The 13,780-nt window shown below is 67.2% G+C and carries 10 protein-coding genes; 2 read left to right on the top strand and 8 right to left on the bottom strand.

Annotated features, from left to right (window positions below; translation table 11 throughout):
• Positions 1-36 precede the first annotated feature (36 nt).
• On the bottom strand, positions 37-714 hold the full coding sequence (locus ACMGER_RS07060) for a FadR/GntR family transcriptional regulator (RefSeq protein ID WP_436811371.1): 678 nt from the start codon (positions 712-714) through the stop codon (positions 37-39).
• 40 nt (positions 715-754) lie between these two features.
• A complete protein-coding gene (locus tag ACMGER_RS07055; RefSeq protein ID WP_436811370.1) occupies positions 755-2,101 on the bottom strand; it encodes a GntP family permease in 1,347 nt (448 codons plus the stop codon).
• A gap of 386 nt (positions 2,102-2,487) precedes the next feature.
• Here ACMGER_RS07055 and ACMGER_RS07050 point away from each other — a divergent pair, with 386 nt between their 5' ends.
• Together ACMGER_RS07050 and ACMGER_RS07045 are read left to right on the top strand one after the other, a co-directional pair.
• Positions 2,488-2,700 carry a response regulator transcription factor gene (locus ACMGER_RS07050; protein ID WP_436811699.1) on the top strand — a complete coding sequence of 71 codons (213 nt, stop codon included), beginning with the start codon at positions 2,488-2,490 and terminating at the stop codon, positions 2,698-2,700.
• 402 nt (positions 2,701-3,102) lie between these two features.
• The gene (locus ACMGER_RS07045; protein WP_436811369.1) at positions 3,103-4,059 is read left to right on the top strand and encodes a manganese catalase family protein; all 957 of its coding nucleotides are present in this window, start codon (positions 3,103-3,105) and stop codon (positions 4,057-4,059) included.
• Between the two features lie 161 nt (positions 4,060-4,220).
• On the opposite strand, the gene ACMGER_RS07040 is transcribed toward ACMGER_RS07045, so the two are convergent.
• The 6 genes from ACMGER_RS07040 to ACMGER_RS07015 all read right to left on the bottom strand — a co-directional run.
• A complete protein-coding gene (locus ACMGER_RS07040; RefSeq protein WP_436811368.1) occupies positions 4,221-4,646 on the bottom strand; it encodes a winged helix DNA-binding protein in 426 nt (141 codons plus the stop codon).
• 149 nt (positions 4,647-4,795) lie between these two features.
• Positions 4,796-7,921: a UDP-N-acetylmuramoyl-tripeptide--D-alanyl-D-alanine ligase gene (locus tag ACMGER_RS07035; RefSeq protein WP_436811367.1), complete on the bottom strand. Its 3,126-nt coding sequence runs from the start codon at positions 7,919-7,921 to the stop codon at positions 4,796-4,798.
• On the bottom strand, positions 7,918-9,105 hold the full coding sequence (locus tag ACMGER_RS07030) for an HlyD family type I secretion periplasmic adaptor subunit (RefSeq protein WP_436811366.1): 1,188 nt from the start codon (positions 9,103-9,105) through the stop codon (positions 7,918-7,920). Before ACMGER_RS07030 ends, ACMGER_RS07035 begins: the two co-directional genes overlap by 4 nt.
• Positions 9,102-11,252: a type I secretion system permease/ATPase gene (locus ACMGER_RS07025; RefSeq protein WP_436811365.1), complete on the bottom strand. Its 2,151-nt coding sequence runs from the start codon at positions 11,250-11,252 to the stop codon at positions 9,102-9,104. Before ACMGER_RS07025 ends, ACMGER_RS07030 begins: the two co-directional genes overlap by 4 nt.
• On the bottom strand, positions 11,249-12,505 hold the full coding sequence (locus ACMGER_RS07020) for a TolC family protein (RefSeq protein WP_436811364.1): 1,257 nt from the start codon (positions 12,503-12,505) through the stop codon (positions 11,249-11,251). Before ACMGER_RS07020 ends, ACMGER_RS07025 begins: the two co-directional genes overlap by 4 nt.
• A gap of 165 nt (positions 12,506-12,670) precedes the next feature.
• Positions 12,671-13,780: BapA/Bap/LapF family large adhesin (locus tag ACMGER_RS07015; RefSeq protein ID WP_436811363.1), on the bottom strand; the 1,110-nt coding region annotated here is incomplete at its 5' end.

The raw sequence follows: 13,780 nt of genomic DNA, 5'->3' as shown, positions 1-13,780 counted from the left end.
CCAGGCTACGGAAGGCCTTCCCCGACGTCGATTTCCCTAAGGCATCAGCCGCTTGCGGCCTTCCGAAAGATGCCACCGCATCGCCAGCGCGGCGCCGTCCGCATCCTGGGCGCGGATCGCGGCGACGATCATCTCATGCTCGCGCATCATCGCGCCGATCACCTCGGGCGGACGCGAGCGCGAGATGTCGACCCCGGCACGCATGATGCGATCCGTCTCCTCCGACAGGGCGTCGAAGGCGACCACGAAGGCGGGATTGGCGGTCGCCTGCGCGATCCGCCGATGCAGCTCCATGTCCTCGGCATGGGCCGGCGCGCTCGACAGCAGCGCCTCGCGCAGCCGCAGCAGCCCGTCCTCGATCTCGGCGAGGTCCTCGGTCGAGCGACGCATGGCGGCCAAACGCGCCGCCTCCGCTTCGAGCACGAAGCGGACCTCGTAGCTGCCGAGCGTCGAGGACAGCTCGGTGAGCGGCATGAAGGCGACCAGCCGATCCGACGGCCGACTCTTCACGAAGGAGCCCGCGCCGCGCCGCGCCTCGGTGATCCCGTCGGAGGCGAGGCGGACCAGCGCCTCGCGGACGATCGTGCGCGACACGCCGAAGATCTCGGCGAGCCGCGCCTCCGACGGCAACCTGTCGCCGATGTCGAGACCCTCGACGTTGATCATCTCGACGATGCCCGTGTAGGCCCGATCCGCCGCCCTTCCCTCACTCATCGACCGGCCTCCTTGCTCGGCATCATCGCGACACCCGGCCCTAGAACACGCTGCTGGCGGCCAGGATCAGCAGCAATCCCACCACCGAGATGGCGGTCTCGAGCACCGACCAGGTCCTGAACGTGCCGGGCATGTCGGTGCCGAGATAGCTCTTGACCAGCCAGAAGCCCGGATCGTTGACGTGCGAGAAGAAGACCGAGCCGGCGCCGATCGCGAGCACCGTCCATTCGGGCGACACGCCCGACGCCGCCACCAGCCCGGGCATCACGCCGGCGGCGGTGATCGTCGCCACCGTCGCCGATCCGGTCGCCAGCCGGATGAACACCGCGATCAGCCACGCGAGCACCAGCGGCGAGACGGCGCCGCCCGCCGCCACCCGCACGAGCATGTCGGAGAGACCGGCGCTGACCAGCACCTGCTTGAGCGCTCCGCCCGCGCCGATCGCGAGCAGGATCGTCCCGGCCGGCTTCATCGTTTCGGTCCAGATCGCCTCCTGGATACGCGGTTCGGCCAGCCGGCGCCCGAACAGGAGCGGCAGCGCGAGCAGGCAGGCGATCAGCAGCGCCGCGACCGGGTTGCTCGCGGCTCCGAGCCAGGCAAACCGCGGCGCGACGGCGGCGGGCAGCAGCGCTTCCACCTGGCCCACCGCGATCAGGACGACGGGCATCAGCACGACCGCGAACGCCCGCCAGAGCGACGGGCTCTCCACCTCCACCCGCACCGGCTCGAGCGCGGGCGGCCCCAGCACCACGCCGCGCGCGGTGAAACGCGCGAGGAGCGGACCGGAGATCACCGCGACCGGCAGGGCGATGATCAGGCCGTAGGCGATGGTCCGGCCGAGGCTCGCATCCAGCGCGTCGACCGCAAGCAGCGGCCCCGGATGCGGCGGGACCAGCGCGTGCACCACCGACAGGCCGGCGAGCGCGGGCAGCATCAGCCGGAGCTTGGCCGCATCGCCGTTCGCACCCTGCGGCAGCGCCGCCGCGGCGGTGGCGACGATAGGGAGCAGCAGCACCAGCCCGGTCTCGAAGAACAACGGCAGGCCGATCACCAGCGCGGCGAACAGGCTTGCCCAGGGCGCCCCGGCGACACCCGACCAACGCAGCGCCGCGCGGGCAAGCCCGGCGGCGCCGTCGGACAGCTGCAGCATCGCCCCCAGCGCGAGCCCCAGCGCGACCACCAGGCCGGTTCCGCCCAGGATGTCGCCAGCGCCTTTCTGCACCGCCTTGGCGGTGTCGCCGATCGGCATTCCGGCAAGCAGCCCGACGGCGAAGGCACCGCACAGCAGCCCCACGAACGGATGGAACCGCCCGCGGATGATGAGGAGAATGGACAGGGCGATGCCGAGCACCGCGGCGATGACAAGGCGATAGTCGTCCAGGGTCATGGCAGACCCCGGCGAAACCGATGCCCGAAAGCCGTTCGGCGCGCGCTCCCCGCCGGCCGGTGCCCGTCGCCCCCAAAGCCCATCCGCTCCTCCGTTAGCGCCCACATCCGCCGCAGATCGACGTCGGGAACCTTCAATATCTGTATGACAGATTAGATGCCTTCACCAGCCAGATTGTCGCAAATGAAGCGAATTGGCGATTTGACTGCTTGAATCTGTCCAACAAGTAGCGCTAACATGCCCTATCGCGAGTCCCAGCGCCGACACAGATCGGCCGGTCGCGAGGCGGACGACATCCAACCGCAAAGGGAGAGACGATGACGATCGGGACCGAGCAGGATCAGGCGGTGAACGAGGTTGAGGCGTGCGAGAGCGGGCCGGCGATCATGGCCCGGCTCACGCCCACCCAGATCAAGGTGCTCGAGGGCGTCCATTCCGGATTGCTCAACAAGCAGATCGCATTCGACCTCGGCATCGCCGAAGCCACGGTGAAGGCGCACATGACCGCGCTGATGCGCAAGCTCAACGTACGCAACCGCACCCAGGTCGCGATCGCCGCACAGACGATGGGGTACAGGCGAAGCTCGCTCGCCCGATGATGTCCGTGGGTCCGTCGGTGCGAACGCGAACGTGTACGGAGGCCAGCTCGAGACATCCACGATAGATGGTCGTCGCTCGTTGCGGAACCCTGAGCGCGGCCGCCGAGAAGGTTCCGCGAGCTATGCGTTGCGCACAGCTCGAATTTTTTGAGATACCGGCGCGACCCCACCGCCGACGGGCTGGGGCAACATGACCGCCGACCTCAAGAAGGTGACCAACAAGGGGGCCGGCACATTGTTCGTCTTTGCGCTTCCGAAGGCCATGACGCATGGGCAGACTAGTCGAAAGACGTTACGGCTACGCTACAATTAATTGATAAACATAGGTTATTCTGGAAAATTCGGCAGGAACCGGGCGTCTTGTGGGCTGTTTGGGCTCACGTCTGTCAGGGAGTGACCGCCATGTTCATGCACAACAAGCGCCTGCAATATACCGTCCGGGTCTCGGAGCCGAACCCGGTGCTCGCCTCGTTCCTGCTCGAACAGTTCGGCGGGCCCGACGGCGAGCTCGCCGCAGCGATGCGCTATTTCACCCAGGGACTCGGCGAGGACGATCCGGGCCGCAAGGACATGCTGCTCGACATCGCCACGGAGGAGCTGTCGCACCTCGAGGTGATCGGGTCGATCGTCGCGATGCTCAACAAGGGCGTCAAGGCCGAGCTCGCCGAGGCGGCGATGACCGAGGCCGAGCTCTACATGAAGATGAACGCGGGCGGCGACAGCCACACGCAGTCGCTGCTCTACGGCGGCGGACCGTCGCTCACCAACAGCTCCGGCGTGCCGTGGACCGCGGCCTATGTCGACAGCCGCGGCGATCCCACCTGCGACCTGCGCTCGAACATCGCCGCCGAGAGCCGCGCCAAGATCGTGTACGAGCGGCTGATCAACATCACCGACGATCCCGGCATCAAGGATGCGCTCGGTTTCCTGATGACGCGCGAGGTCGCGCACCAGAAGAGCTTCGAGAAGGCGCTCTATTCGATCGCCAACAATTTCCCGCCGGGCAAGCTCCCCGGCCTCGCCGCCTACGCCGACACCTACGTCAACGCCTCGCAGGGCGAAGGCGACGCCGAAGGGCCGTGGAATACGGGCGAGCAGTGGGAACGGGTCGACGATCTTTCCGCGCATCTCCCCGCCGACGACGGCGACGGCAGCGCCAGCGTGGACTTGAATGACGACCAGCGCACGATCGCGCAGGCTCTGGCCCGGCGGACCGCTTCCGACCCGTCGAGCAGCCCGGTCACCGGTGCCGACCTGGGCGCCGGGCCCGGAGCGGGCAAGATCTCCGACGAGGATCTCGGCGGCGCCCGCGACATGAAGGACGCGGTGAAACAGGCGGCGGAGATGACGCCTGCATGAAATCCGAATAGGCGAAGCGCCGCCGCCGCATCCCGATCGGCTCGGGCGATATCCGGCGTCGGACGCCAGGCCCTGTCTGGCACGTGTCGCTGACGACGGGTCAAAGCCCGCAGCGGGCCGACGACTGAGGGACGGAAATGATGCTTCCGCGCCTTAACCGGTTACACAGCCGCATTCGGCTCCTGTGAGTTGGCGCCAAAAATGTGCGTGAGCAACTTGGTCATGGCTTCACGGCCGGTATCGGTGAGTTCGACCAGCACGCGTCGATTGTCCTCCGGGTCGGGGCGGCGCCGTATCAGCCGCACCTCCTCGAGCCGGTCGATCCGCCGCATGGCGCCAGTGGCGCTCTCGCCCGATACGGCCATGAGCTGTTTCACGCAGACGATCCGCCGCTCCTCACCAGCGATGAACAATTCGAGCATCATGTCCCACGCCGAATCCCGGAACACGCCCTTTGGGAAATAGCGTGCGCACTTCGCCCGCGCGTCCATCACCTGACGGGCGAGATTCAGCAGGGGTCGCCAAGGCTTGAAGGAGACGGGTGGTCGCGATGCGGCCTCGCGACGGCTCTTGTGAAGAGCGTCCACGCCGACGGACTCACTTACCGGTGAAGATAGGGCATCCGCGACTGTATACGGCTTCATACGATCACCACCGATACGCTTCACACATGGATTAATTAATATTAGTTAATAAAAGGTTAATATCCGAGACTTCGAATAAATAAATCAAATACTTAATTATTGGTACTTGACAAATTTGTCGTTGCGAAGCTCGGCGGAGGCGCGTTGTGGGGCGGGGGCGGATGGCTGTGCTTCAGCCAGTCGACGATTTCGTGGATGCCGCTGCCGTGCGAGCCCTTGAAAAGCACCAGATCGCCTTCCCTGAAGGCACCGCGCAGTCGGACCTTCAGATCATCAAGCGATTCGACGAAGGCTCCGCGCCGCGCCGGCGCCAAGGCGTTCCAGAAGCCGGTATAAAGGCCGCCCACGACATAGATCCGGTCCACGCCGGATGCATTCACCAGAGCGGCAAGAGCGGTGTGATACGTGGCGGCATCGGCACCGAGATCGAGCATCTCGCCCAGAACGGCGATCCGCCGGGGCGCCGTCCTACCGGCGAGCAGCCTGATCGCTGCCTCCATCGAGCCGGGATTGGCGTTGTACGCGTCGTCGATCAGGACGATGGCGCGCCCGTCCACCGACAGCCGCAGCTCTTCGCCGCGGCCGGCGAGCGGCTTGAAGCTGCGCAAGGCGGCGACGCCCGGTGCGGCCATGAGGTCGAGCGACGACATCACCGCAAGCACGGCGACGCTGTTGAGCGCCATGTGCTCGCCCGGTGCCGCCAGCGCATAGCGGATTTCGCCGTCGGGCGTGCGCGCGGCGACCAGCGCCTCGTCCGGATCATAGTCGAGCAGCTGGAAGTCGGCTTCGGCCGAGCGGCCGAACTGGATGACCCTGAGGCCCCGAGCCCGCGCCGCCTCATGGACGTACGCCCATTCGGCCATGTCGCAGTTGAGGATCGCCGTGCTCCCCGGCGCCATTCCGTTGAAGACCGCGCTCTTGCGCTCGGCGACGGTGCGCAGATCGCGGCGATGTTCGAGATGCGCGGGCAGGATGTTGGTGAATACCACCACGTCCGGCCGTACCAGCTGAGCATTGTGCCGCATCCGCCCGATCGCCAGCTCCAGCACCGTATGCGGCGTGTTCCACGGGATCGACGCGAGGTTCCAGGCGATGCCGTGCGGCAGGTTCGCATTGTGCCGCGTCCGGCCGACCGGTCCCCATGGCGCCAGCGCCTGCGCGAGCATTGCGACAAGCGTGGTCTTGCCCGCGCTGCCGGTGACGCCGATCACCTTTCCTTTCATCCTCGCACGCGCATGGGCGCCGAGCGCAAGGACGGCCGCGTCCGCATTGGCGACCGACAGGACGGGGATGTCCCCGGCCGACACCGTCTCGGGTGCCGTCGTGATGAACGCCGCCGGACGATGCGGAAGCGCATCGAGGCGAGGCACGGGGATTCCCCGGTCCTCGCCGGGCTGGCGGACGAGCACCATCTCGCCCTCGCGCTGGGTGGGCGCGAAGATGCACAGCCCATCCGCCGACCAGCCCTTCGGAGCGGGTACGACCCAGCGTCCGGCAGCAGCACGGGCGACGGCGTCGGCCGTCCAGCCGGATTCCTCGTCCGGCGTTTCGGCCGGGTCTTCGTGCCCCGCGGGCCGCTCGACCAGGTATCGGCGATAGGCGATCAGTCCGGACAGATAATGCTCGACGTCATCGATCCGGATGCGGAAGGCGTGGTGACGGATGAAGAAGCTGCCGACGATCTTCGCTGGATCGGCGAAGAACATCGCCAGCTCGGGCCAGAAATGGCCGTTCAGCAGGTAATGCGCGCGGAAATGGAGCGCGCGGTAGAATTTGGGCAGGTCGAAGCCATCCAGCAGATGCCGGTTCGCCGCCTCCGCGCGCAGACGCGAGACCATGCGCTCGGCCGCCATCATCAGCTCCAGCAGCGTCGGGAAGGTGGTGATCCGGTTGAGAACGAAGTCGAGATGATCGACGACATTGGCGAGGCCGAAACGGAAATACGCCTCTCGCGGACGATGACGCGTGAGCTCGTTCGCGCAATAGCTGAGCCAGTGATCATGCGCCTTCCAGTGGCCCGAACGGATGAAATGGCCGAAGGCCCGTTCCACCGCTTCGAGCCAGCGGCTGTCCCCGGTCAGGCCGAACAGGCGCATCAGCCCGAAGGCCGCCTCGCCTTCGTAGTAGATGATACGAAAGCGCTGCTTCACCTCCAGCGAGGGATGATGGAGGACATGGACAAAGCCGCCCGATGCTGCGTCCTGCATGTGGAGGATGCCGAGCGCGAGCCGGTCGAGCAGCGGCCGGTAGCGATCGGTTGCCATCAGCTCGCTGTATTTGACGAGCGCGAGCAGGCAGACCGCGTTGCCGCCGAGCTTGATCTCCGATCCCGGATCGACCAGGAACGCGGCGCGTTCGCCGCCGGGCAGGACGGCAGGCTGGATCAGCTCGCCGGTGAGATAGGCGAGCGCACGCTCGATCGCCGCGAGCAACGCCGGGTCGCGCGTGACCTCCCAGGCCTCCAGCATCGCGTAGAGCGAACTCGCATGGCGCAGGCTGTTGTAGGACGGGATCGGCCGGTCGAAGCAGGGATGCCAGCCATAGTGGAAACGGCCATCCTCCTGGACCTGGGACGCGAGATAGCCGCTCCCGGCCCGGATCAGGCCCAGCAGCCGGTCAGGGTCCAGCTGCGCGATGCTGCGTCGGCCGGCGTCGCGCCCGACGCCGTCGAGGCGATGCAACTCGAGGTCGTCGCCGATGAACAGGCCCTTCGTCGAGAACAGCCAGACCGGCGTCTCGTCACCAAAGTCGACCACGTCCAGCCCGTGGCGCTCCGCCGCATAGAGAGCGAAATTCTTCTCGTTGACCACCGCGGTCGGGACGGTTGGACCGCCGTAGAGCATGGCGTTGGCATTGAGTTCGGTTTCCAGGAAGGCATGGTCGAAGCCCAGATCGAGCGCGATGCCCAGGCGGAAATAGTTGCGCTTGCTGCGCGCGAGCCGCGCGCGGAGCTCCTTCCAGCTCATCCGTTCGGCGGCGTTCACCCAGTCCACCCGAAGCCAGCGCACCTCGCCGCCATGCTCGCACAGCCGCGCCGCGCCCACGGCCCAGGCGGTCTCGCCATCCGGCCCGCCGACCGAGAACACGCGCGCGCGCCTGCTGCCGTCGGAGAAGGAGAAGAAGAGGACCGATCGCGCATCGCCATCGAGCGTGAAAGCTGGGCTGTCCCGCACGGCGGGAGCGAGACGGCTGAGCCGGCTCTCCAGCGCCGCGCTCATCGCTCGCGCAACGCCTCGCGCGCGCGGTTGAGCGGCTTCAGCAGATATTGAAGGACGGTCTTCTGCCCGGTGTGGATGTCGACCGTGGCGATCATGCCCGGCACGATCGGGAAGCGCTTGCCAGCCTTGTTGGTCAGCGCATCGGAATTGGTGCGGACGAAGACGCGGTAATAGTAGATCTCGGGATTGACCTCGTCGCGGATCGTGTCGGGCGAGATGCTCGTCACCTCGCCGTCAAGCCCGCCGTAGATCGAATAGTCGTAAGCGGTGATCTTCACGCTCGCCCGCTGGCCGGGATGGATGAAGGCGATATCGCGGGGCGCGATGCGGGCCTCGATCAGCAATTTGTCGTCGAGCGGCACGATCTCCATGAGCTTGCCGTTTGGTGGCACCACACCGCCGATCGTCGAGACCTCGATGTTCTTGACGACGCCGCGCACGGGCGAGCGCAGCGTCAGCCGCTCGAGCGTGTCGGAGCGGCCGCGCACCACCGGCGCCAGCGCTTCCACCTCCTCGCTCACCTTGGCGAGGTCCTGCCGCGCCTGGACGAGATATTGCGAGCGGATGTCCGACTTCTTGAGCTGGAGGTCGGCGCGCTGGCGCTGCAGCCGCAGCACCTCGACATTGCTCGCCGCCCCGACCTGGATGAGCGATTCGCCGATCGCGACCTCGCGGTTGATGAGGCGCAGCGATTCATCGATCAGAACGATCGAATCGTTGAGGCTGCGGCGGCGTGCCTCGTGGAGGCGCGTTTCCGCCGCCTTGAGCTCCGGATAAGCATCGAGCTCGGCGGGGAAGACGAGCGGCGTGCCGTTCACCTCGGCGCGCAGGCGCGCTTCGGCCGCAAGCGCGGCGCGATACTTGGCGGCGCTCTCCTCCACGGTGGAGCCGGCCTGGGTCGGGTCGAGCTGCGCGATGATCTGTCCCGGCCGGACGATATCGTCCTGGCGTACCATCAGCTTGGCGAGGATTCCGCCCTCGAGCGACTGGAGCACCTGCTCGCGGCTGGTCGGCACCACGCGTCCGCTCCCGGTCGCGACCTCGTCGAGCTTGGCGAGCCATGCCCAGGTCAGCGCGGCTGCGAACAGCGCCGCGAGCAGCCACACGAGCTTCGAGGAGGCGGAAAGGCGCGTGCTGCCCTCGTCGACGAAGTCCGGACCGGCGATGGCGATGCCCGCGCTCATGCCGCCTTGCCTTTTCCTTCCTGCATGGTGCGCAGCGCTGCGTCCTTCTTGTCGTCGAGCACGACCGTCCCGCCGTCGACGACGATGATCCGCTCGACGAGATCGAGCACGCGCAGCCGGTGGGTGGCGACCACCACCGTCCGGCCGCGGCTCCATTCCTTGAAGCGCTGGATGAAGTGGCGCTCGGCCATCTCGTCCATCGCGGCGGTAGGCTCGTCGAGCAGCACGACGGTCGGCTGGCGGATGAGCAGCCGAGCCAGCAGCAGCGACTGGAGTTGCCCGCCCGAGAGCCCCACGCCGCCTTCCAGCACCACATGCTGCAATCCGTCGCGCAGGCGCCGGATGAAATGGTCCGCCCCGACCATGGCCAGCGCCGCCAGTATCTCCTCGCCGGTCGCATGTGGCGCGCCAAGCGTGAGGTTCTCCCGGATCGTGCCGTGGAACAGCCGGCTGCTCTGCGTGAGCAGCCCCACGTCGCGCCGCACATCGGCCGGATCGATCTGGTGCAGCGCCATGTCGTCGAGCAGCACTTCCCCGGATGCCGGCTGCAACATGCCGGAAAGGCCCTGGAGCAGCGTCGACTTGCCTGCACCGTTGCGGCCGAGCACGGCGATGCGCTCGCCCGGAGCGATGTCGAGCTCGCGCACCGTCAGCGCGGGCGGCGAGTTCGTATCGGCATAGCGGAACACCGCCGACCGGACCGTGAACCCGCCCGCAATTGCCGGAAGCTGGATGCGATGCTCGTCCTCGGGGTCGTCGACCGGCAGCGCCATGATCTGGTCGAGGCCGCTCATCGCGACGCGCGCCTGCTGGAAGCGGCTCAGGAGCTGGCTGACCTGAGCCAGCGGCGCCATCATCCGGGATCCGAGGATCGACGCGGCGACCAGCGTGCCGGTCGTGAGGTCGCCCGCGATCACCATCGGCGCGCCGAACAAGATGATCGTCGCATAGACGGCGTTCTGGACGTTCTGCGTCCAGACGGTGAGGCTGTTGGTGAGCCCGCGCAGCTTGAGCTGCGCCTCCGCCGCGACCGCGTTGTAGTGGTTCCACTGGAGCTGGAAACGGTTCTCCGCCTGCAGCGCCTTGATGTCCTCGATGCCCTGCACCGTTTCGACCAGGATCGCGTTGCGCAGCGAGGATTCGCGCGTCGATTCCGTGGCATAGGCGCGCAGGCGGCGCTGCGCGGCGAGGCCGGGCAGCACCAGCAGCACGAGCGCCGCCAGCGGGACCAGCACCAGCCAACCGCCGATCGACCAGAAGATCGCCAGGAAGAGAAGGAAGAAGGGAAGATCGGCCACCGCCGCGACCGTGGTCGAGGTCAGCAGGTCGCGCACCTGGTCGAGCTCGCGCAGCTGCGCGATGAAGCTGCCGGTGGAGGCGGGCCGCTCGCGATTGCGGACCCGGAGCGCATGGCCGAACACGCGGTCCGACAGGCGCAGGTCGGCGCGCTTGCCGAGCACGTCGATGATGTTCATGCGCAGCCGCCGCAGCAGGAAATCGAAGCCGATTGCGAGCAGGACGCCGGCGAAGAGAATGTAGAGCGTCGGGAAGGATTCGGCCGGCACTACCCGATCGTAGACCTGCATCGAGAAGAGCACGCCGGCCAGAGCAAGGCAGTTCGCCACCAGCGAGGCGATGAGGACATGGCTGTAGGAGCGGATGTCCTGCATGAGGATGCGCCGCAGCCAATGCTCCTCATAGGGGCGGATGTAGGCGTCGACCCGCGCGTCGGGCGCCGAACGCGCCGGCCGGGGGATCACGAACAGCTCGGCATCGGCGACGAGCGCGGCGAGCGGCATCCGCGTCTGCATCCCCCCTTCGCCGGCCAGCGTCAGGCTGATCTCGCCGTCGCCGTCGATCGCCGTCGCCAGCCCGAGGTCGCCGCTTCTGAGTTTGACGATCACCGGCAGCCGCCAGCTCGTGAGCCGCATCGTCTCGGGAGGGGCGAAACGAACGCTGAGCCCGCCGGCACGGGCGAGCGCACGCACGCGCTCCTCCTCGCTGCGGCCACCGCGCCAAAGTCCTGCCAGCTTGGCGCTCTGCATGGACACCGGCAGCCGGAAATGCTGGGCAGCCTGCTGCAGCATGTTCAGCCACCCTTCGAGCTCGGCGGATTCCGGCGTCGGAGGCGGGCGGAGCGCGTTCACAGCGTCACGCCCATGACCACCCTGCCGCTCAGGCCGAATCCCTCGCGCGCACCGCCGGAATAATAGAGGCAATCCACCTCCAGCCGCCGCAGGTCGTGGGCCGTGTTCGCGGCGTCGAAACGGACCTGGTGCAACTCCTGTTCCGCGTTGAGCAGGTCGACCAGCGTCCGCGTCCCCATTTCGAGATATTGCAGCCGATAGAGCCGGCCGGTCTCCGCCATCTTCGCCTGGCGGGAGGCGAGCGTGTCGAGGAGATCGGACAGGCTCGCGATCTGCTGCTGCGCTTCGGCGAGGCGCTGGCCGGCCTCGTTGCGCGCGTCCGCGACCGCCGCCTCGGCGGCGGCAAGCGCGAAGGCGGCGCCCCGCTGGCGTGCGCGCAGGGCGCCGCCGCTGAACACGCTGCTCGAAACGGAGATGCCGAAATTATACTGGCTGCGGTTCGAGAGCGGCGACGTGATGTCCGCCGACGCGCCGCCATCGACCGAGATGGTCGGCAGCCGCTCGGCCCGACTGCGCCTGAGGTCCGCGCTCGCCTGCTCGCGCCCGGCCTCGGCTGCCATGATCGCGGGCACCTGCGTCCAGTCGGGCGCTGCGCGTACGCAGGCGGTCATCAGCCACTGCGGCACGTCGGGCACCACCTGAGGCGGGGCGTTGCGGCCGAGCAGGAAGGCGAGATTGCTCGCCCAGCGCCGCCGCGCGGCCTCGATCTGGGTGAGGGTCGCCTCCGCCGCCTCGACGCGCGCCTGCGCCTGGAGCGCGTCCGACCGGGTGGCGGCGCCGCGCGTGTAGCGGTTGCGAACGAGCTCGCTGATCTGGCGGATGCTCGCGAGCTGATCGAGCGCGACCTGGTGGAGCGCCGCGCCACGCTGCACCTCGATCGCCGCATAGGCGGTGTCGCGGATCAGCCCGTCGACGGCGAGAAGGACCTGGGCCTGGCCGATCCTGGTGCCCGCGCGGGCCGAGGCGACCGCACCCGAGACCTTGCCGAAGTCGTAGAGCATCTGCGACGCGGTGACCTGGGGACGCGGCCGCCACTGGCTGCCGAGCCGGTTATCGTAGCTGGAGCCGATGCCGGCGCGGATCTGGGGATAATAGCCTGCGCGGGCGACGCTCACTTCCTCGGCGCGCGCGTTCAGCCGCCCCACCGCCTCGATCACCGACGGATGCCACGCCACCGCTTCGCGCGCGGCGCCTTCCAGCGTTACCGGCTCACCCGTGTCCGCGGCCCCCGCCTCTCCTGCCAGACACAGCAAGAGGATGCTGCCGGCAGACAAGATGGAAAAGACGCAACGGACATGACTCGCCATAACGGCACCGTTCCTTTGGGCATAACACTATCGCCCAACCAGTTAACGATAGGCAAAAAACGGGTGTCGGTTCAAGTCGACCGACACCCGTTGCCGAAACCTCTGTATTAGTCAGATAATATGAGCAGAATTAATCGAATCCTTCTCTGGATCATCCGGCATCGTCAGATAGGATAGGGGATCTTGAGCTTCGATCTGGACCGTGTCCATTTCGGTTATATTTGGTATACTATTGTCTGACTCCGCACCGATCGTGGATTCATTCGGTTCGTCGAGGTAGCCGCGGAGCACGTTCTCCAGATCGCCCTGCCCTTCGAACATATCGTAGGCCAGCGAAGCCAGCACCGCCTTGTCGGCATTCACGGTCTCTACCGGCTCGGCGGCGTAGCTGCCCAGCTCGACGACATCGGCGGTCGCCAGGCTGAACGTCGACGCTGCGAACGGCGCTATGCCTGTGGTTCCCGCGCCGGAGACGTCGACGGTGACCTCGAGAGCGGCGGTCTCGGTCCGCCCGTCGGGGGAGACGAGCTGGTAGGTGAAGCTGTCGACCAGGTCGGAAGCCGAGTGGGGCAGGTCCGCGCGGGGCGTGTAGACATATTCGCCCGTCTCGGTGACCGTCAGCGTACCATAGGTGCCGTTTATCGTGAGCCCGGCGTCACCGACATCGACGAACCCCGTCCCGTCATTCACCTGCAGCTCGATGAATGCGGAGCCGAGCGTGTCGTTGTCGAGCAGGTCGCCCGTCGCGTTGGTCGTGCCCGCCACCTCGTACTGGTCGAGATGGGTGATCTCTTGGGCAAGCTGGACGGTGGTCGTGAAGCCGAGGCCCAGCAGGGGATTCGTGGCCGAGACTTCCAGGGTGTACGTTCCTTCGGTCAGATCTTCCACCGTCACGCTGATTCCCGAACCAAGCCCGAGGACGTCCGCCAGTGCGGTTTGCGTCACGGTGTGGACCACATCGCCGGAGCCGTTGCGCACGGTGACCGTGAAGCTCGGCAGGAGAGACAGCACCCCTCCGCTACTCGCGACGACGGTGACATCCGATGTTGTGTTCGGCGCGATCGTGAAGGTGTCACTGCCGGACCCGGTGGTGGGAAGCAGCACGGCTGCGCCGGTAGCGAAGTTGAACTCCGGCGCGAGCGCGACCGTTTCGACGACATTCTGGTACACGACCCCTGCGGTGGCCTGGTCGTCGTTCGCCACCGGTGCGCCGGTGACGTC

The organism is Sphingomonas astragali (assembly GCF_051400615.1).
In the GTDB taxonomy this organism is placed as follows: Bacteria; Pseudomonadota; Alphaproteobacteria; order Sphingomonadales; family Sphingomonadaceae; genus Sphingomonas.
This window is presented reverse-complemented; position numbering and strand designations above follow the sequence as displayed.

Bases quoted from the DNA above. Each gene is read 5' to 3' on its own strand.
- ACMGER_RS07035 (WP_436811367.1), bottom strand. From the start codon at position 7,921: ATGAGCGCGGCGCTGGAGAGCCGGCTCAGCCGTCTCGCTCCCGCCGTG.
- ACMGER_RS07055 (WP_436811370.1), bottom strand. From the start codon at position 2,101: ATGACCCTGGACGACTATCGCCTTGTCATCGCCGCGGTGCTCGGCATC.
- ACMGER_RS07060 (WP_436811371.1), bottom strand. From the start codon at position 714: ATGAGTGAGGGAAGGGCGGCGGATCGGGCCTACACGGGCATCGTCGAG.
- ACMGER_RS07030 (WP_436811366.1), bottom strand. From the start codon at position 9,105: ATGAGCGCGGGCATCGCCATCGCCGGTCCGGACTTCGTCGACGAGGGC.
- ACMGER_RS07050 (WP_436811699.1), top strand. From the start codon at position 2,488: ATGGCCCGGCTCACGCCCACCCAGATCAAGGTGCTCGAGGGCGTCCAT.
- ACMGER_RS07045 (WP_436811369.1), top strand. From the start codon at position 3,103: ATGTTCATGCACAACAAGCGCCTGCAATATACCGTCCGGGTCTCGGAG.